This is a genomic window from Nocardia sp. CA-107356, assembly GCF_050946365.1.
Lineage (GTDB): Bacteria > Actinomycetota > Actinomycetes > Mycobacteriales > Mycobacteriaceae > Nocardia.
On record NZ_CP191992.1, the window covers coordinates 6802536 to 6823703 of the forward strand.

Annotated in this window: 7 protein-coding genes (1 of these 7 cut by a window edge); 5 read left to right on the plus strand and 2 right to left on the minus strand. The window is 67.6% G+C overall.

Annotation, left to right across the window (positions count from 1 at the left end):
• The 5 genes from ACQP1G_RS30525 to ACQP1G_RS30545 form a co-directional block, all read left to right on the plus strand.
• Positions 1–14179, plus strand: partial view of an ADP-ribosyltransferase gene (locus ACQP1G_RS30525; protein WP_433193049.1) — the end only. The gene continues 22820 nt to the left of window position 1, outside the view; only the last 14179 of its 36999 coding nucleotides appear in the window; its start codon lies beyond the left edge, outside the window; the stop codon is at positions 14177–14179.
• On the plus strand, positions 14176–14610 hold the full coding sequence (locus ACQP1G_RS30530; RefSeq protein ID WP_433193050.1) for a hypothetical protein: 435 nt from the start codon (positions 14176–14178) through the stop codon (positions 14608–14610). Before ACQP1G_RS30525 ends, ACQP1G_RS30530 begins: the two co-directional genes overlap by 4 nt.
• Positions 14607–14972, plus strand: a complete 366-nt coding sequence (locus tag ACQP1G_RS30535; RefSeq protein ID WP_433193051.1) for a hypothetical protein — start codon at positions 14607–14609, stop codon at positions 14970–14972. The genes ACQP1G_RS30530 and ACQP1G_RS30535 overlap by 4 nt, the downstream gene beginning before the upstream one ends.
• Positions 14965–15744, plus strand: a complete 780-nt coding sequence (locus ACQP1G_RS30540; RefSeq protein ID WP_433193052.1) for a WXG100 family type VII secretion target — start codon at positions 14965–14967, stop codon at positions 15742–15744. Before ACQP1G_RS30535 ends, ACQP1G_RS30540 begins: the two co-directional genes overlap by 8 nt.
• Positions 15745–16378: 634 nt before the next feature.
• Positions 16379–19492 carry an AfsR/SARP family transcriptional regulator gene (locus ACQP1G_RS30545; RefSeq protein WP_433193053.1) on the plus strand — a complete coding sequence of 1038 codons (3114 nt, stop codon included), beginning with the start codon at positions 16379–16381 and terminating at the stop codon, positions 19490–19492.
• Between the two features lie 366 nt (positions 19493–19858).
• Here the strand turns inward: ACQP1G_RS30545 and ACQP1G_RS30550 are convergent, their stop codons facing one another.
• Both ACQP1G_RS30550 and ACQP1G_RS30555 read right to left on the minus strand, forming a co-directional pair.
• A complete protein-coding gene (locus ACQP1G_RS30550) occupies positions 19859–20332 on the minus strand; it encodes a hypothetical protein (RefSeq protein WP_433193054.1) in 474 nt (157 codons plus the stop codon).
• Between the two features lie 299 nt (positions 20333–20631).
• Positions 20632–21084: an SRPBCC family protein gene (locus ACQP1G_RS30555; RefSeq protein ID WP_433193056.1), complete on the minus strand. Its 453-nt coding sequence runs from the start codon at positions 21082–21084 to the stop codon at positions 20632–20634.
• Positions 21085–21168: the final 84 nt, after the last annotated feature.

Consider the following 21168-nt stretch of genomic DNA (forward strand, 5'->3'; position numbering starts at 1 on the left):
CCATCAGCCGCCGCGGTTCACCACACCGGTTCATTATATGGACGCTGCGGAACGTGAATCCTACCGCATATTCCTCAATCCAGATGACGGCAAGCTGTACAACGCGCGCGACGGACGTGCTTTCGAGGCGCCACGGGGCAAGGAAACCGCGTTCGTCATGGACGAATTCGGCAATATGTACGCTGCCGAGAAAGTCGTCGGCACGATACATCATACGTCGTTCCTGGGCGGCCGTACCGTCTGCGCCGCAGGTGATATCGTCGTCGAGGGTGGCGTAATCAAGGTATTCGTCGACCACAGCGGGCACTACATGCCCGATGCCTATATGAATGACCTCGCGTTCGCCTTCCTGGAAACCCGAGGACTGAAGCTTCCACCGGACTTCGAGCGGTTTGTCTTTACACTACGCGGAATGGTGAAGCGTCCGAAGGAGATGGCGGCGTGGATACGCCGCGATACCGTCGACCGCGCAAAAGCTATCGCAGCATCCATTGCGGAGGCCCGTCGCGAGAATAAGCCGCTTCAGCCGCCCAGGAGCGCGAGAAGTGCGATGCGGATATATCCAATCGACGGCATGCCCAATAATTTCGCATGGGCTCACATTCCACCCGGAACGACATTCACATTCAGGGGTGACAGCTATAGGACCATCGCTACCGTTGCGCGTGATGAGACCTTCGACGTCAGGGACCAGAGAAACGACGGATCCGGTCCCATAGAGTTCTACAACCTGAAGGCCCGTGCGCTGCGCGATCTGGCAATTTACCGTGGTGCGCCGACCGTCAGTGTCGAACAACCCGAAGTTCCACGTGGCGGGTCGGATTGGACCAGACCGGTCGCCCCGGAGCCCAAACCGCACACCAACGATTGCGGACAACTGGTGCTGCGGCGCATCGCGATCCGCACTCTCAATCGCTCGGTCGTCGACTCGGTCAACCCGGTCCGGCCTCCCGAGGCCCCGGTCGGCCTGAAAGGCATGAGTACCGGCGAATTCGAGGAAGGGGCCGGTCATCCACTGCAACAGTTCGATGACTACACCGTGGTCGCCGATGTGCTGCGCAAGTATGGGAGGGGGTACATGGCCAGCGTCGTCTACGGTTACCGGACCCGCGACACCCAGCACAACATCGGCGCACACACCGTCGAGTTCTATACCCGGCCGATACACCCCGCGGACGATACGGTGGGTCCCAAGGACAAAGCAGCGGGGGTGCAGGTCCGGGCTTACAACCCGATGACCGAGGACGATGAGCCGATCGAGCGCAACGACGGGCCGATCAGGCGCACCAACAAGCGGATCAAGCGCGACCCGAATCCAGTCAAGATCTACCAACCCCCTGCCGACGTCCGCGCTACCGCCGCCGTATTCTTCAGCCCGCCGACCGCCGACGCACACGGTGGAGCATTCACGGTCCCCGGCTACCCCAGCACCGGGGCCGGCGCCCTCGGTGATATCCGCATCGGCGCGGGCAGCCGCGATGACGAACCGACCGGCCGGCCGGACCGAACTCCGGAAGAACTACCGGGAGTGGAGGACTACCTACAAGCGGTACTTACCGCGCCCACGCCAGAGCAGGATCCACGCGCGCTACGGGCATTGCACGCAGCGTACGAGCTGGAGACCGGCGGGCGTGACCTGGCCGCGGATCTGCGCTCCGGGCTACCGGAGGAGCAGGACTACATCGATCGCCTATTCGCCCAGCCGCCAACGGATTCCGCATCACGGGCACCGGACACCGGGCCGAGTGCCGATAGTGCCGAGGTTCCCGGCGACACCGGGATCGGCGCGAGCGACCGGAGGCCCGGTCGTCCCGGATCGATGCTCGAGCCGCCGGACGGTGAGACCTATTTCGGTCCGGATTTTGACAGGAAGTTGGCGGCCGTCGACTACGACAGGGTCGCGCGCCGGGGTGGGTCGTTGTTCGACGGTCCGGAAGATCATGTGCTGGGCAACCTGTTCGATGGGCCCGGGCACGTCGCGCCGGTGAGCGAGCCGCCGGACGGTGACACCGATTTCGGCCTGGCTCGCCTCTTCGGTACCGCCGATTCCCTTGCGCCGCCGGACGGTTTGAGTCCGGTGCTCCGGGAGATCGGTACGAGGCGCGACGGTCTCCAGGACATGGTCCACCCGCTTCCCGTTCCCCCCGATCAGATCGAGCGCCTGAGCGAGCGGATCATCGGGCTGATCGAGGGAGACGACGGCCCGGATCCGGCGTTCGAGGCATTGCTGCGGCCCGCCGTGAAGGCGGCCGCCCAGAATATCCACCAGCTCATGACCGTGTCGGGCACGCCGGTGGAGGCGGAGTATCGGGGCAATCCCTATCCGGGTCACCTGCGTCTTGCGTGGCGGGTCGTCGGCCGGTCGGACAACCAGCGGCCACCGGTCGGCGGTGTTCCTCCGGTGGGCAACCAGAGGGCAGATTTCGCCACCGCCGAGCACCGTAACCGGCACAGCAATACCAACGAGCGATCGGGTATGTATTCCTTCGTCCATCGTTGGCTTGTCGATCTCGGTGTGCTCCGCCGTATCGCCTTCACCTGGCAGCCTCTCGCCACCTACAACGAATTCACCGGCGGCACGCAGGCGGATTCCGACGTGGTGTCGATCGTGAAGCCGCGCAGCCTGGGCCCGTCGGATCTCTACGAACTCCTCGGGGAGTGGCAGTTCCGCCCCGGTAACGGCCGGGCCGACATGCTCGCTCCGCACCAGCTGACCGACGGCTGGCAGACCATCGTCGACGCCGCGCCGCTGCAGGGCTACTTCCCTCGATACCTGACCGAGGGCGGCGAACTGCCGACAATCGATCCGGAAGACCCCGCCACGATTCCCGCGCCGATCGAGCAGCTGGTGGAGGAGTTCCCGCTGCACGGCATCCTCGGTGTTCCGAATATCGACCAGATCAGCGCCGATCTGATGGCCTCGTTCGGGACCGCTCTGCGCGACATATCCGACGGCTCCATCACAGAGCTGCTGCGGTTCTTCGACGAGCGCAAGTTCGCTGCCGCAATCCCTTTGATGGCAGGCGGTTCGGTGTCGACCCGGCCCCTGGACACCACATCCGGTGACACGATCGGGCAGCTGCGGTTCCGCGCCGTCCTGCACGGCGGTACGGAGATCACCGGGCCGACCGCGAAGAACAGCCGCGTCGAGCTCTACGTGGCACGGCAGCTGGGCCTTCAGGAGACTTCGACGATCAAGAACGAACTCGGCCTCTCCCTGGCGCTGACGTTCCAGCTGGGCTCCAGCGCCGCCGACGACGAGACCGGCTTCGCACCCATCGGCGGCCGAATCACCGGCCGGGGCGGGGTATTCGACGAATTCAGCCAAGAACTGACCTACGCGAACTCGGCCAGCACGGCGCAATCGCTGCGGTTCGCGGGGGATTACCTGAACGTGACGCCGCAGATGACCCTCTACGTCGACCTGGTCCGCCCGTACGGCCCACCCCTCGAGCCCGCCCCCGGAACCCCGTTGCACGGCGGGAAGGACTACCCGATCCGTGCCCTGGTGCCGTCGCTGCGGGATCTCGGCCACGCTCCCGCCGACAACGAAACCCGGTATCCGCGCCCGCATGTCGTGCATCTGAGGCTCGGAACGAGCACGACGGTGCTCAGCGTCGACGGCACCGAGGACCTGTTCGACGAAGCCGAACAGATCCTGTCCGACCTCGGCTTCTCCCCGTCCGAGCACGACTCCCCCGGACTGGCGGATCGGCTCACCCAGGACATCACCGCCAACCAGCTGCTGGAGAACGTCACCCACTTCGATCGGATGCGCGGCCGGCTCGGCCGGCGTTCGGGACAGGTCGAGGCGGTCGACGGTGGCCTCGTCGAATGGTTCGAACGGGCGGGTCCGACCGGCCCCGAGCGCTTGTCGATCACACTCGAGACCGCGCGGCAGTATCTCTCGGACGACCCGTACGACGGCGTCGACCACGACTGGAGGATGCCCGGATGGCAAACGCAGAACTACACCGTCTCCGCGACCTCCGGCGGCCACGAGTCCTCGGCGGCGGTGCCGTGGCGGAATTGGCGCGCCGGCATCAACGCCGGGGTGACCAATCCGTTGAGCGCCCCCCGCGACCAGCCGTTCGGGGGCGTGACCGGCGTCTACGAACACTCCCGGAAGAACACGAAGAGCCGAGGGTCCAGCTCCGGATTCGGCGAACAGAACTACACCGTCAGCAGCCCGGATCTCGAGATCTTCACCCTTCCCGCCAGCTACACGATGACATTCACCCACTGGCGCCCCGGCAGCGCATCCACCCGGGCGGTCACCAGGAACGGCAGCCTCAGCGTGGCGGTCCCCACCAACCGCACCCTCTCCGAGAGGCATGCCGACGCGCCACGCCCCTCGTTCACTATCCGGAATCCGACCCCCGGGGACACTCGGCGGCTCGCACTGCCGTCCGCGGGACGCACCCTCGAAGACGGGGTTCTGCGAATCCCCGACGGCGCCGTCATCGAGCAGGTCGTCGGCAGCAAGGCGCTCCGGAAAGCCCTCGCCGGCGCCATCGCGGAACTCCGCAACTCCGCCCCGCCCGCCGACCCGCCGACGCCGGAGGCCCTCCCTGCGGATTCGGCGGATGAGCGACAGTCACCCGACGAGATGCCGGGCGACCCCTCTGATGATGTCGACGTCGACCCGCTCACAACGGTGAATTGGCACGAAGTGGGCGGCGCCCTCCGCGGCGCGGTGCACTGGGTGGTCGATCAGGCAACCGGCGCGGGCCGGTGGATGTGGCGAAACGCGGTCGGCGAGCCCGCCACCAATCCCTGGTCGATGACCGCAGAGGTCACCCACACCGCCCTCTCGCCGCACCATCTCAGTGCCTACGCACTGCCGATCTTCCAGGATGTCCTGATCGGCGAGGCCGCGAGCGAGGAAGGCGCTATGGGAGGCGGCGGCTACACGTGGACGCTCACCGCCTACCTGGACAGAGTCAGATATCTGGGGCCGGAAAAGAAGGACCTCGAACACTGGCTCCGGCACGAGAACAAATACCATCGCACCGCGGCCCGCCAACGGGGCCACCGCTGGGGCCTCTCCCCGCGCGGCCGCTACGGCGAGACCGTCGACAGCAGTTTCGCACCGGCGGGCAACTTCCAGTACAGCACTTCCGCCGAAAACAACGACTCGGCCGCCGACAGCACGTACGCGTCCCGTGTCCCGAGCTACGTCGGAGGCGTCGGTCACGGGTTCTTCGCCGACGCTCACTTCGAGCTCCAGGTCACCAAGGGAACCCGCAACTGGCTCGTCAACCAGATTCCGGGCGCGCCCCGCACGGCAACCCGCATGATCGATGTACCGGATATGGAGTTCTCCCTCGTCGACAACGACTTGCAGAATCACCCCGAGCTGGCCGAAATCGTCCGCGCGAACAGCGATTACGAGATCCCCCGCGCGCCGCGGCCCGACCGGCTCCCGCCGATCACCTTCCGGCAGACCGGCGGCGGCAGCCTCGGCGGCGGCGCCGTAACGAGCGCCATCCTCAGGGGCGGGCGCGCGGCCTACTACAACCTTGCGGTAGCACTCGTGGAGCAGGTCGCGCCCGGCATCACCAAAGTCGACTCGAGCAACTTCCTTTCCGCCCTCCTGCCCCTGATCAACGGGCAGACGACGAGCCTCGGCCTGCGCACCCTCCCCGGCAACCGCGTCTCCGTCAGTTTCCTCGATCGCTCGTGGCCCTACTCGATCCTGCCGCGCGTGGTGACGATCTCGTACGCCGCCTTCCCCGCACCCGGCACCAATCTCGACGCGCTGCTGGGCAAACAGGTCACCCCCACCTCCGCCATGGACACCGTGATCGGCGCCTCTAGCGGCGACGGCAGCGCGCTTCCCGTCCCGGGCGCCACCGCCGTCGGCACGAAACGTTCCAGGAGCTACCAGATCGGCTTCAATCCCAGCGGGGTGACCAACACGGTGCGGCCCGCGGGCGCCCTGACCCTCGGCTGGAAGAGCACCCGGGCCCGCACCCGGACCGACGATCCCGGTACCGCGTCGTGGCAGCGCACCGGCCCAAGCACCACGAAGGGCCGAGGTGCCGCCGTCGTCCAGGGCACCACCGAATTTCCCATCCCCTACGTGTACGAGGTGACGGTCAGCTCGCGCTTGGCGACCGAGGACTTGAAGACCTACCTGGTGTCCAAGGGGATCGATCTCGTCAATTTCGTGGGGCGAGCGACCATGACCTTCGGGCGAGCGACCGGGATTCTCCCGCCGCTGAACGAAGCCGAACTCCCGCCGCCGGACCGCACGGTCAGCGGCACCGTGGACGCCGACAACCTGGTCCGGTTCTACACCTCCGACACCGAGAACGGCGCCGTCGCACACCGCACCGCGCCCGGCATCTACAGTTCCGATCCGGCCGTGCCCCGCCCGCCTGCCCCCGCCGACGGCGTCGCCCTCGAGATGGAGGTCCCTGCCGAGCTGCGCGCCCTGTTCGATGAGCCCTGGGTACCCGACGGGCCGTTCACGCTCGAATACTTCGGCGGCGCAAAGCAACTGGCCGACGCGCTCCGCGCCGTCGACCCGTCCCTGGACAGCTCCGCCCTCGGCATCGGCGAACAGACCTACTCCACGACGAGCGTGCTCACCCGGCTGCGGGACCTGGCCGCCTCGAATCGGCTCACCCTGCTCGGGCCCGAATCCACCGCCCCCTTCCTCGGCGTCGTGGGCTCGGGTGACCATGTGCCACCCCCGGCCGCGCACGCCGACGGCGAGACGGTCACCGGCACCTACGTCAAAGTCAGCTTGTACGCCCCCCGCATCGATCTGACCAGCAAAAACACCGCCATAGACCACTTCCGGACCGCGAAGACCAGCGCCAGCAGCACGGCCGACAACGAGATCGCCGTCGGCCTGACATTCGGCCTCACCAACTCCTTCACGGCGGACTCCACCAACCGGGGCAACCCGTCCGGGCTGCCGATCGGCGGCAACAGCGCGACCCAGGGCCAGTCCGGCGCCGTCATCGGCGAGAGCCGCGACATCCTCAAGATCGGCACCGGCGCGGTGACGGAATCCGGCGAGGGCGCGGAGAATCACCGCTTCGCCGGGTTCGCCAAGATCGAAATCGGCGGCCGGAGAGGCAAACTCTTCGTCTCCGGGGACGCTATCGGGCGCACCACCGACAACCTGGACGCATACAACACGCGGCAGGTTGAACAGACCACCGACTCCACCGCCCCGCAGACTTCCACGTCCCGCACCCCACTGGACACAATTCCCGAGCAGGACGAACCGGCCGAGCAGGACACCTCGGCCAATCTGCCCGCCCGACCCGCACCCGCGGTGCTGGCCCGGACCAGAGGACCGCTGCGGCAACGGGTCCGGAGCGGGCACACACGCACGGACTCGGAGACGGGACCGTCGTACTCGGACCCTCGCGCGGACGGTTCGAGCCCCAAACCTGCTGCGCCCGTGCCGATCCGCACCGTGCCGCCGATCGATATCCCGTCGGTTCCACCGCAGGTCCCCACGGCGCCCGACAATCGACCGGGGTCCGAAATCACGCCGGCGGAGACCGAACCCGAGCCGACGAACACCACCGAGCTGCCGTCGGGTGACCGGCACACATTCGACGACTCGCCTGCCCATGCGGCGGCCGAGCGGCAGGACGAGACACAGAGCGAGCCCCCTGCCGAGGACTCCGTGGACCGGCCCGTCACGCCGAGTTCCACCGAGATTCCCGCACCCGCCAGGAGCCCCTCGCCTACCGGCAGCGTGCGGTCCACGGACACCGTCCGGTACGCACCCATCGAACGCACCCCGGCCACCACCGAGGAATCGTCCACCGGCACAAGCCCTTCCGCACCCCAGGAGCAAACCCACACCACCGATCCGAGCGAACAGCCCGGACCGCAGCCGAAGCCCGCCGACGCCTCCCGAGAGGAAGAACTGCGGCAAGAAATGCTCGATGCCTTGGTGCGAGAGCAACTCGACCGATCATCGCACGACGACGCGGAACACCCGAGCGACCCGGTAAACGAATCCGCCCCGCCCACGGGCAATATCCGGCCCCCCTCCCCAACCGACACCGTCGGATCCACCGGTACCGTCCGATACGCACCGCTGCCCGAACCGGATCCAGCCGACCCGGCCGGACACCGGGAACCTCAACCCTCACCGCGGTCGCAGACACCGCTCGACCACGCGGACCGGTCCGACAGCGAGTCCGTATACAGCACCGACTCGAACCACCCCGCACAATCCCACGAATCCTCCCTGGACGAACCCGAGCAGACCAGGATCGAGCACACCTCACCGATCGGCCCAGCGATCCCCCTCGCCCTCGCACGCACCACCGACCCGCTGGTGAAACCCACAGGCGTCAGCAGAGATTCAGCAGATACCGGCACCGACCATGATGTCTCACTTGATAACTCGGTCGAGCAGACACACCAGCCAGTGCGGGCTGAGGCGCCTGCCGGTGAACAGCACACTCCGGAAGATGCGCTGCCCGAGCCCGAGCGCCCGGTCCCGGCGCTGCCCGAACCGATCACCGAACTCGATGCGGCACTGGACTATTGGATGATCCGAGCCGACGAGCTCAGGATCGGCCCCGGACACGACACGCTCTCCGACGGGAAAACCATCAAGGACTACTCCGAGTACGGCGCACCGTTCTCCGAGACCCAGCTCGAAACGGGTCGTCCAGACATCGACGACCGGACGTGGCTGTCCGCGCCGCCCGACTCGGACTGTATGTTCCACGTCCTGCACGCCATCCTGTTCCCCGGCAGGCACTATGCGGGTGCGGAACTGGCCCGCCGAATTCAGGGACTCCGGATCGGAATCACCGACAGAATGCACGAGCAATTCGACACTATGTCGAACAACGGTGTAACGAGCGAGGACATCGACGGCCTCCGGAACCTCGGAGTATACGAACGCAACTCGGCAGCCGATTTTGTCATGTATATAGCGACAGGGCTGTTCGACCGGCCACTCACGGTATATTCCATAACGCGTGACGGGATTGTTGAATCCGAGTTCGAGGCGCTGACCAACCGCCATCCGACCAGTGCGGTTCTCGTCACCGGCCAGCACTACTACCTGGCGACCGATGCCGAGACGGCCGAGGCGCCGGGCACGCAGAAGCCGCCAGTCGAACAGTCCTCCACCTCGGACCACAGCGAACCACGGCAGGATGACTCTTCCGACAGAGACCGGGTGGAGCAATTGCAGCAAGAAATGCTCGATGCCCTGGCGCGCGAGCAGCACAACCCGACATCGCACGACGACACCACGGATGAGCACGATCGGGTGGACGAACTGCGGGCGCCACCGGAAGACATTGTCCGAGCTTCCTCGCCTACGAGCTACGCCGAGTCCACCGGCACCGTCCGGTATGCACCGCTGCCCGAGCAGGAGCCATCCGGCTACTTCCCGCCCCTATCCCGTTCCGACGGGTCGGTCGCCAGCACCCATTCGGACCGCTCCGCACGCCCCGGCGAACCTCCTCTGCACAAGCCCGAGCAGATCGAGGCCGAGCGCATATCTCCCATCGGATCGAGGAATCCCCTCCGCCTGGAGAACATCCGGGCTGCACTGCGTATCGATGACGACGAGTCGGTGCACGGCACCGACGACCACTCGGTCGCCAGCGCCGATTCGGATCGTCCTGCACAATCCCACGAATCCCCGCTGCACGAACCCGATCACGACGCCTACGACGGGGAGTCGATTTACAGCACCGACGACAAACCGATCGACCACGCCGACCGGTCCGACGACGAGTCCGTCTACAGCACCGGCCCGGACCACCCCGCACAATCCCACGAATCCTCCCGGGACGAACCCGAGCAGACCAGGATCGAACACACCTCACCGATCGGCCCGGCGATCCCCCTCAGCCTCGAGCACATCCGGTCCGCCTTGCGTTTCGACGACGACGATTCCGACCACGGCACCCACGACCAGGACCGGCGTCGCGGTGGGCTCGTTCCCCCCGAGATTCCGCCCCGGACCAGTTCCCTCCAGCACGGGCGAGCGGCTGAAACCGACACCTCGCCGATCGGCCCGGCGATCCCTCTCGGCCTGGAGCACAGTCGGTCCGCACCTCGTTTCGACGACGACTCCGTCCACGGCACACACGATGAGGACCCATCCCAGCAGACCGAACGCACACACGGCACCACGCCCGATGATTCCGGAACCCCCCGGGACGAGCGCACTTCCGACAGGCAGACCCGGCTTCCCCCGGTGCACACGACCATTGAGATTCCGGGCCGGTACAGATCCGTGGTACCGCTCGAGCAGCGGGCTGATCCCTTCAGGCCGAACCGGTTCGCCATTCGGACCACCCACGACCAGGACGGCAAACTTCTGCATACCGGCCTGCCCGATATTCTCGAGCAGTCGGGATCGATCCGGGAAACGCAACAATTCCCACCGATGTACTCGTCCGGCATCGAGGAAACGCGCGGGCCACCGCGCGCTGGGCGTCGACCGGGGATCACGCCCGACTCCGAGACACACGAACAGCCCGGCGAAACATCGCAGGCAGGCTCTCGATTGGGCTCGACCGAGATGACCCGTCCACGCGGGATGGCCCGCATGATCCGAGACCCCGGACCGTTCGAGGACTTCCCCGACCTTGTCTACGATGCGCCGGGTACCGAACCCGCGGCACCCGACGACCACATCGGCGACACCCCGGACACCGGTGACGGCCACCAGTCTCGCTACGGCACAACAACATCCACGACCGGAGGCCGGGGTCCCCTCACCCAGGGGACAGACGGCAGCACGCACGTCCGCACCGGCGACACCCCGCACGAGCAACCCGCACGCAGATCACGCACACGAGAACGCCTGCGGGGCTTCGTCTCCCGTCTCACCGGCCATCACACCACCGTCGACGCGGCGATATCACCGGCGGCAGGACACGCGCAACCTTCGTCGACCGAACCTGCCTCACGCCGTAGCGCCCAAGCCTTCTTCCAGCGGTTCGTGCATCGAACAACCAGCGGCACAACAACTCCCACCGCCCGCTCGACCCCGGACCGCACCCACGGTGACGGCACCGCCACCCACGCGGCCGTTACCGATCGACCGCAGATCACCGCGCGCGGTCCTGAAACGGCCGACGATTGCCTCGTCCGCGCGCTGACCGATATCCAGGAAGACAACGGCAGCACCGCAATACGGCCGCAGTACCGGTCCGGGCCGTTGCGCGGCCGCCGGAGCCGAGGTCTGCCCGGCCGCTCACGGCGGGAGGCCGAAAAGGCCGCCGGTGGCAAGCTCCGCGGATACGCCGACGAGCACCACATCGCCCGGCAGCTACAGATCCTCGGTCCGGGAGCGCAGGCTCTGGTCATCGGCGTGCACGCCGCCGACAACGCGAACGGCATCGGCGCAGACGCCTACCGGATGGTCAACGACCGCGGCGCCATCCTCGTCCGCGACGGCGGTGATCCGAAACGCACAGTCCCCGGGCAAGGCAGCGCGGTCAGCGTCCACGCCGTCCTCTACACCCCGGCGGGCACACCGGCCCGCCCACTCCGCCTGCGCGGCGAATTCCCGGAGTTCCCACGAGACATCCGCATCGGCGCACCCTCCGCCACTACGCCTACGCGGAGCGGTCACAACACACCGCCGCCAATCGCCGAACCGCGGCAGACAGACGACGGACATGGCGGCACCTCCCGTCCCAGCATCCTGAACCTGGCCCACACCGCCACCGGTAATTCCGGCATCCGAATCGACCACCTCCCCGCCGGGCCGGAAAGCATCACCCACGAACAAGCCGTCGCGGACAGCGGCCCAGGCGTGGGAGCCGCCGGTCCCGTGGCAGGCCCCAGCCGGACAGGTGACACGACACCCCACCCGACCGGACGCCGGGGCACCCCGGGAACCGATGGCAGTACCGTGCAGCCCGCCCCTGACAAGGCCGGCCCTTCGATCGCCCCGCAACAGCGGCAGGAGCAGGAGCCTCGTGTACTTCCGGCGTCCTTGTCCCGGGTCGAGCCACGGCAGCGCTCCGACGGTTCGGGATCCGGGATAGGCCGACTGTTCCGGGGGATCACGCGCGATGTCCCGGCGGTGATGGTCAATGGCCGCCGACGGAACGTGTTGAGTGAGACATGGCACGAGCTTTCGACCATGCGCAATCCCTATCTGCATTTGACCAGCCACGGCAACAGTTGGGACCCGTGGGTCCGCCCCGCGCATCGGGTGAGCAGGCTCCCCGGTTATGTGGTGGGCCGGTTCGGTGGCTGGCTGGGGATGCATTGGCTGCTCTACGAGTCGGCCGGGGGACGCAGATTCGACTACAACACGCTCACCACGGCGCAGCGTCAGGACGCGATCGACGTGATCGCCGGCCTGCATGCCGGTAGCGCGGAACAGACATCGGCCCGATGGGTCCGGTGGGCGCAACTGAGTCTTGGCGAGGGCGCGGTACACCTGCTGCGGGAGTCCACCGATGTCCGGGACCTGCCGGCCGATGCGCGCGTGTGGATGGCCAATCCGCACAATATGGTCGACGACCACGATTTCCGTACGCTCGCGGTGCAGCGCATCGGAGATACGAATGAATTCCGCATCTACGATCTCGACGATTCCAGTCTCGGTAGTGCGGCCGGGCGAGTGAATACGGCGACACTGGAGCGGCGAATGGCCGAGCGCCGCATCACCGACCTGGTTATCCTCGACCCCGCGAGGCGGTCGGTAGCACCCGGCCGGATGTCGATGGCTCGAGCGGTCGATGCCGCGCTCGACCCGCTGCCGAACTATGCAGCGGCGACGGACCATTCGGTGGCGCAGCCGTACGGCTTCCCGCCTGCGACCGAGGAGCTGCACCTGTGGAGAGACGGACTCGGCCGTCAATTCGACACCGATGATGCCGCCGACTACTTCGGCCGCCATCAGCTGCGCACCTGGAACGAACACCCCGAGGATGTACGCGACGCGCTGCACGCGTACGAGGAGACGCAGGCGATCAACTACGCGCTGCGCAACGCCGCCACGGACGACGACCTCGACGCGTGGATCGAGCGGCTCCAGCTGAACCGCGAACTCGTGCGCGTGCTGAGTCGCCCGCGCGTCGCGATCGCGAAGTTCACCGCGCTGGCCGATCGGTGCGATGCGCTGACCACCACGGAGAACCGCACCGCAGACGACGACGAGCAACTGCGGGCGCTGACCGAACTCCTCTCCGGCCCGCGACCCGCGGCCAGGTGGGAGGCGCTCGTCGCCGACACCAGGCTAGATCGTGTCCTGCGCGCCCACTACGAATTCCGCTACGGACGCGGGTTCGATCGGGCCGCCGTCCGGCACGAGATTGCCCTGCTCGACCGGGCCACCGAACACCCGCTGCGGCTCACCGAGCCGATTCTCGTCGTCCGGGGCCTGAAGGACATCGGCTTCCTCTCGGTCGACGAAAACGGCACCACACTCGATGACCTCGCCCTCGGGGACCGGAGCCTCGAACGGCTGCGGAACGTTGTCCAGCGGGAGAGCGGCTACATGTCGGCCACGGTCGGCCCCAGTGTGGTTTCGCTGGCCGGCGGTTCGGTATTCCGCCTCGAGCTGGTCGTGCCGCCCGGCGCCCGTGGCGTCTATATCGGCGCGGACGGTATGCATCCGGAACAGCACGAACTCGTGCTGGCTCGCGGTGCGCGCTACCGGATCGTCGAGATCGAGAACCGGGGACCCGACGGCATCACCGTCCTGCGCGCCATCCTGGAGCCGTCGGCGCGGGCTACCCCACCCCTCGGCGACGCCCACTCCTTTGCCGATGTCCACCCCGCCGCCCGTGAGCCGATGGCCGACCTGGCCGGGGATTCGACCGGTGCCCACCCCGCACGCACCCGCGACGCCGGCGCGGCGTGGCCCTCGGCTCCGCCCGCTGCCGGTTCGCAGGAAGTGCACGACTGCGTACAGGGCTTGCTATCCGCGGCCACGCCGCAGATCGCGCTGGCGTTGGTGGCGCAGCTGGACCGGCACACACTGTGGGCGGTGCAGGCCGAGTACCGGTCGCAGAAAAGGGGACGTGATTTGGCCAGGGACCTGCACGCCGCGCTACCGGACCAAGCGGACTACATCGATCACCTGTTCGCTGAACTTCCTTCGGAATCCGAGGAATCCGGGCACCGCCGCGGTGACGACTCGCCCGCTGCACCGCAACCACCCCGAGCGACCATGCCCAGCCCTTCACCGGAGCGCCGATGACAAACACCCCGACCACCTACAGCCACTGGACCCGCCGCCCCCTGACCTACCTGCCGGTGCACCGGCAGGGTCGGCTCATCGGGTATCTCTGGGCCTCCGAAGACCACCACGCAGCCGGTTTCGAACGCCAACTCGCCACGGCCGGAGACGATCTCGACTGCCTGCTCGCCTGGGAACGCCGCCTCGACGACGCGGCCCGGCGTGGCCTGACACCGAGGGAAGCCATCCAAGAATGGATCGGCGAACCCGAAGACCCGGTCGCCGGTACGATTCCGCCCGGGATCCGGTTCGGCCGCGCCCCGAGCCTCGCCGAGCTGTGGGACCGCCTCGATCCCGACGGCCCGCCCCTGGGTGAGGGCCGCTGGTCCAGGACGACACCTATCCCGACGGCACGCCGGTCGACCGCCGCCATGGCTGGGGACCACTGGTGAGCGTCCCGCTACAGACCTACCCCACCGAAACCGACTCCCCCGTCCGATACCTCCCGGTCCGGATGGAATCCACTGTGGTCGGCTACCTTTGGGCCGCAACCACCGGCGAGGCGGGCGGCTATCTACCACGCGCCCGAGCCGGACAAGCCGGGGAGACCGCCGCAGGGCTCTGGCAACTGCGGTTCAGCGACGCCTACCGCGCCGGACTACCGGCCACCGCCGCACTGACCCGCTGCCGCGAGTTCCCCGCCGACCGGCTCTCCGGAGTCGTCGGCACCGACGCCGCGGAACGAGAGGCACCCAGCCTCACCGAGATTCGGCACCTGGCCGACGACACCAATACCGGAGGACACGATGAGTAAGAAGCCCGTAGAGGTCAAGCCGGACGGGATACGCCGCGCCGCACACGAATTCGACGACGTCGCCGACACCACCAAACGGCTGCTGGAAACGCTGAAGTCCGCCTCCGAGAGCAAGGGCGAGCCGTGGGGCGGCGACAAAGCCGGTCGCAAGTTCGCCGACGGTGAGAAGGGGTACAAGAAGAACCGCGACAATACCGTCGAATCCTTGTCCAAGGTCGTCGAAGTCTTCCGGCAGAACGCGACGAACCTCCGGGATACGGCGACCATGTACGAGGAGAACGAACGCCGCGCGTCCATCGCCCGCACCCCGCAAAACCGCGACACCTACCGACAACGCAACGCACCCATCGCCCCCACCCCGCAAAACCGCGACACCTACCGACAACGCAACGCACCCATCGCCCCCACCCGGCAGAACCGCGACACCTACCAACCCAACGAACAACGCAACGCACCCATCGCCCACGCCCGAAGCGACATTCCATCGCGACCGGCATTGCGCAGCTCCCTGCCCGGCAGCGACCCTTCACACGACTCCGCGCCCCGGCTCAAACCCTTCTCCATGCGTATCTCCGAGGCCGCCGCGATACCCGATACGGCACCGAGCACAGAGGGCGTCGTAGAGTCCCCGCAAGACACATCACACGAATCCCACTCGGCCCCAACAGAACTGCGACCAACCACCCACTTCCCGCGAATGGACGTCCCGGCGCAGAACGTCGCATACCCCGTACAGCCGCGCTTGGCCGTGGAGGCAGAGCCGGATGCCTGAACAGGCGGAGCGGCTAGCCTCCGGCCAGGTCACGCTCGGCAACTCGTGCCAGCATGCTCAGTACAAGTTTTCGTTGCCAATCGGGTACCCCGTCGAACACGCGGGCTTCGGCGGCGTCGACCGCCGGTGGTCATAATCTCTGCGGTGCCGAGCACGACCTCGAGCCCGAGCAGATCCTCGGCTCGAGCCCGAGATGCCCCGTTCCTCGGCGGCCTCTGCCAGTGTGTCGGGTCGCATGCTCTCGTCGGTGATGAATGCTTCGATGCCGATACACATACCGACAGTCAACCCGTTCCCGGGATAACACGTAGTGCCGACGCCGGTTCGTGACGCTTACGTTCAGTCCGGGTGACGCTGTGGTTCACGCGCGGGTGGCACCGATCTTCCTAGACTTGGCGGTAGCTCGACCGAACGGTAGCGACCTCCCGTACGCAGATGTTGCTGCACGCTGCGCCACGCAGACAACACGGGTCGACTCCGTACCGATACCGGACCCGGTCACCGACCGACGAGGTGAAACGGCCGCTGCGCGATATCGACCCGAAGGTCGCTCCGCTGGTGGGCGGTGTCGGCCGCCTTCGTCCGGCATGCCAGGGAGTGCCTCGTCAGAGTGAATCGAATGTGAGGAACTTGTATGGCAGCGCAGCAGAGCCCAGGTATCGGCGATGCCAAGCCCGGGGAGCTTCGGCTGAACCTGTTGGGACCGGTGGAGGTGCGACTGGAGGGCCGTCAGCTGGATATCACGGCACCGCAGCAGCTGGCCGTGCTTGCCATCCTCGCGGCCGAGCCGGGACGAACCCTGTCGACGACGCAGCTGGCCGAACGTCTGTGGGGCGATTGGCCTCCGTCGTCGGCCTTCGGTGTGCTGCGCAACCATATGCACGCCCTGCGCCGCCAATTCGAGCACCACGGCCACCCGGGCGCCGGGACGAAATGGCTCGACTCGATTCGCGGTGGCTACCGGCTCGGACTGCCGGTCGAGTCCGATGCCTCCGCAGTCGAGGCGCTGCTCGCGGCCGCCGAATCCGACCGCGACTCCGGCGCGGCCGGTGAGGCGAACGAGAAACTGACTGCCGCACAACAACTGTGGCGCGGCGATCCACTGGTCGGCCTGCCCGGACCGTGGGTGGAGGAGGAGCGGGCCCGCCTGCGCCGGCTGCGGTCGACCCTGCACGAGGCCGCGATAGTTGTCGCGGTGGACCTGGATCGGTATTCGGCCGCACTCGCGGAGCTGGAGGCGCGCGTCGAAGCCGAACCACACGGCGAGCGATGGCACGAACTGCTGATGATCGCGCTGTACCGGAGTGGGCGGCGGGCCGAGGCGCTCGACGTCTTTCACAATGCACGTCGACTGCTCGCCGACGAACTCGGCGTGGAGCCCGGCCCGCGGCTGATCCGGTTGCATCAGGAGTTCCTGCAGACAGAGCCACCGATCCCCAGCGCCACGCATCTGGTCACCGTGCGTGACTTGCGGCCTGCCGAAGGAGAACTCGGGACCCCGACGCAGTTACCCCTCGACATCGCAGACTTCGTCGGACGCGAACATCTGGTCCACGAACTGGCCGACGTGCTGGGCGAGACCTCCGACCGCCGTGCGGTCGTGGCGATCACCGGAATGGCCGGTGTCGGAAAGACCACGCTCGCAGTGCATCTCGCGCACCGCGTACGGGACCACTACCCGGACGGCGTGACCTATCTCGACCTCGGCGGGCTGGACGAGCGTCCGCGATCGATGGACACGCTGCTCGCGGGCGCATTGCGCTCGATCGGCGTCGACCCCGGCGAGCTACCGCACGGGCTCGCGGAGCGAACGGAGCTGTGGCGCACCACCGTAGCGTGTAAGCGCATCCTGCTGGTGCTCGACAACGCCCGCGACGCCGCTCACCTCACTGCGTTGCTGCCGGGCCCGGGCGCGGCGGCGGTGCTGGTCACCAGCCGTTCGAGCCTGGCGGAATTATTCGATGCGCGGCTGGTCCCCCTGGACGTCCTCACCCCGGACCAGGCATGGACGCTACTGGAGCGCATGGTGTCCGCGCCACGGTTGTCCGCCGAACCGGAAGCGGCACAGGCGATCCTGCGCGCCTGCGGCCACCTCCCCCTGCCGCTGCGCATCATCGGAGCGCGGCTCGCCAGTCGGCCCGGCCGGCAGCTCGCCGCTCTCGCCGAGCGCCTGGCCGACGAGCACGTCCGGCTGGCCGAACTCGCGGTCGGCAACACCAGTGTGGAGCTCGCGTTCCGGGCCAGTTACCGTCGGCTCGACCCCGAGTTGTCGCGCGCGTTCGTCCTCGTCGCGTTCTGCGATGCGCCCCATTTGCCCATCGCCGCCATCGCCGCACTGCTCGACCGAGAGATGGCCGAGGCCGAACGCCTCTGCGAAACCCTCGTCGACCTGGGCATGCTGCAGACACCGGAGTTCTGCCGCTACCGCTATCACGATCTACTGCGCCTCTACGCACGCAGCGTGGCGGAGCCAGCGCAGCAGCTCGAATGGCCGCAGGCCCTGCACCGGCTGGTCGATTTCTATCTCGCGAGCGCGAAAAACATTGCGGAACTGCGCGATCCGGGTCTGGGCGCAGATTTCTACGCCGCCACCAGGGCAGCGGGGCAACGGTACACCGACGAACGACACTGCACCGCATGGGCGTTCGCCGAGCGGTTCGGGCTGGTCACACTCTACCGGCAGGTGGCCGAGCATCCTGATGCCCAGACCCGTACGCTCGCAGTCGATCTCGCGCTGTTGCTCGCGGTAGGTGGGGATGCGGGCGAGCATCTACCCCAGGTGGCGCAGGCGCTCGAAGCGCTGAGCCGAGCGGCCGGGGACCACCGGACCATGGCCAGGGCCGAGCTGGCCGCCGCCACCGCGCGGCTGATCGGCACGGGCGATCTGAGCGCCGAACACGCACTCCGCCACGCCGGGGCGGTTCTGCAAGAAGGGGGAGACCTGACCAGCGCCATTCTCGCCGAGCAGGCGCTCGGCACAGTCATGGACTACCGGGGCAAGACGGATGCCGCCATCGAACATCACCGCCGCGCCATCGAACTGGGCGCCGAGGCCGGGACCCGGTTCGGTGAGGGGGTGAGCTGGGCGGCGATCGCTCGGGCGTGCTGCGACGCCGGGTGCTGGGCCGAGGCCGCCGAGGCCGCCGAGCAGGCCCTGCTCATCGCGCTGCAGGTCGGCAGTCTGCGGATCGAGTCGATGGCGTTGCACGAGTTGGGATTCGCGATACTGCAGCGCGGGGACTCCGTCCACGCCCGCAAGCTGTGCGCGCAGGCGCTCGACGTGGCCCGCCGACACGGCAGCCGACACCAGGAGGGATGCGCACTGACCCGACTGGCCGAGGTCGCCCTCGGTAGCGGCGATGCCGACACCGCGATGCAGATCGCTGAGGAGGCCGTGCAGGCACTCACCGAGGTCTCCGCTGCGGTGCGACGCCTACAGGCGATGCAGGTGTATGCGCGCGCGCTGACCGCCGTCGGCCGTGCCGCCGAGGCAGCACCGATTCTGGACACGGTGACGCAAGCGAGCCGACACATCGGCATCCCCGGCCCCGAACAGCATTCGGGAATGCCGACCAGTCGCACGAACCTGGAAACCGGCGGTCCTGCTGCCACTCCGACGGATTCGAGGTCACCAACAGAAGGCATGACCGACGAAAGCGGAGTCGTGCTGCGCGGCGCGCCGTCGCACCATCGCTTCAGCCACGGCGTCGAGCCCATCCCGATACCTCACACCGGGCAGCATCGGTGACGTCGGACTGAGCGTCCGCGGCGCGTGACCTGCTCCGGATGTCTATTTGCCTGCGCCGGACCGAATGGCCGTTCCACGGGGGCGGAGTACAGGCCGCGGCCAGGATTGCGGCAGGCACGGTGACCAGCAACGGCCGCGCCCGCGAGACCGCCAACGACGCAGCCTCCGACGCCGCCGATTTTTCCAACAGAGTGCCGACGGTGGCGCGCGTGGTGCTGGTGGCCACCGCAGTGTCGGGCAAGCGGTGCCGCGTTCACCGTGCCGGCAGCGGCGGCAAGCGCCACCACGGCCGACACCGAGATCACGACATGCTTGCTCACCTTCACAACTACTTCCTGGTCGTCAGGCTGCGGAACGATCGACTAGTCACCTGCGGCAATGCCGCAGTGCGCGCTGCCACAACGCCGTATCGGCCGAGGATCGACCGGCGGCGAAGTCAGCGGCGGTGCCGTCTGATGCGGTCGTGCCGGTTGCCCGGTGCCAAGGGTAGGTACCGACGTAACGGTTTCCTTGAAGACTTGCTCCTTCGGCGAGGTAGTAGGCACGCGCGAGGGCTTGGAGGACTGAATCCCACACGGGGCCTTGCGCTTCGCCGGACGGAGCGTCGCTGAGCCACACCAGAGCGTCGATGGCATCCATCGCCAGCGCGGCGGCCTCGAGCACCGGCGAGGTTGCCCGGGCCGCACCGGCCTCGGTGGCATGGCGCTCTTCCAGCCCCTGCCGAAGCTCGCGAACCCATGCCTCGGATACCGGCACCGCCGCGCAGCTCGGCGATGCGGAGCCGCCCCGAGTGATCCCGACGGCACCCACTACGGCCCGTAGTCGGGCTATAAATACCACTTCGCTTCCTCCTATACTCCGGATTCGCGGCTATGTGGTTGACCGACAGCTGCACGCGCTAGGGGTCAGGAGACCGGCGCGCGGTCCGCGCAGCCGAAGCCATCGCGGTTCCGGTTGATTCGCCGAACATCAGGGCGAGCGCCGCACCGGCCAGTTCCACGATCGCTCCGCGCATCAGGCTCATGGTCGGGAATCGGCGTCACAACGAATACCGAACCGCCGCAATCGATTGCGATCACGAGAGCGCCCGGGCGGGCGCTACGAACCGCAATCCCGGTGGTCGAGGCTTGCGTGGCTCATCAACGTTCCACGAAGCGCGCCAACGCGGCCAGGGTCTGCTCCATCGTCCGCCGGTTGCGCACTGAGCGTCGTCCCAGACCGGTGGTGACCACCGAGGTCACCTTGTAGAACAGGGAGCGCTGGTCGAAGACGCGCTCGATGACCTCGCATCCCTGCGGGCGCGGGGCGATCTCGTACTCCCACGTCGACACCGGACGGCCCGCCGCGCGCACGGCGAAAGCGAAGCGTTTTCCCGGGTCGGCCACCGTCACCGTGCAGATCGTGCTCCACTTCACCCACGGGCGCCGATTGTCCCCCCGGAAGGTGGATCCGACGGCGCCCGGCGCACCGGTGAGCCACTGCGCTCCCGCCGACTCCGGACTCCACTCACTCATCCGAGTCACGTCGGCGATCAGGTCATACACCTTCTGCCGGTCACCGGCCATCACATGCCGGACCTCGACTGCGGCCACAAAACCCACCTCACGAAGCCTGTTGGTGCACAGTTCTTTTCGCCCTCCCGCGAGGTCGACTCCCGGTCGGGCTACTGTCGCAGT

Coding starts and splice junctions, on each gene's coding strand:
- ACQP1G_RS30530 (WP_433193050.1), top strand. CDS start 14,176: ATGACAAACACCCCGACCACCTACAGCCACTGGACCCGCCGCCCCCTG.
- ACQP1G_RS30540 (WP_433193052.1), top strand. CDS start 14,965: ATGAGTAAGAAGCCCGTAGAGGTCAAGCCGGACGGGATACGCCGCGCC.
- ACQP1G_RS30545 (WP_433193053.1), top strand. CDS start 16,379: ATGGCAGCGCAGCAGAGCCCAGGTATCGGCGATGCCAAGCCCGGGGAG.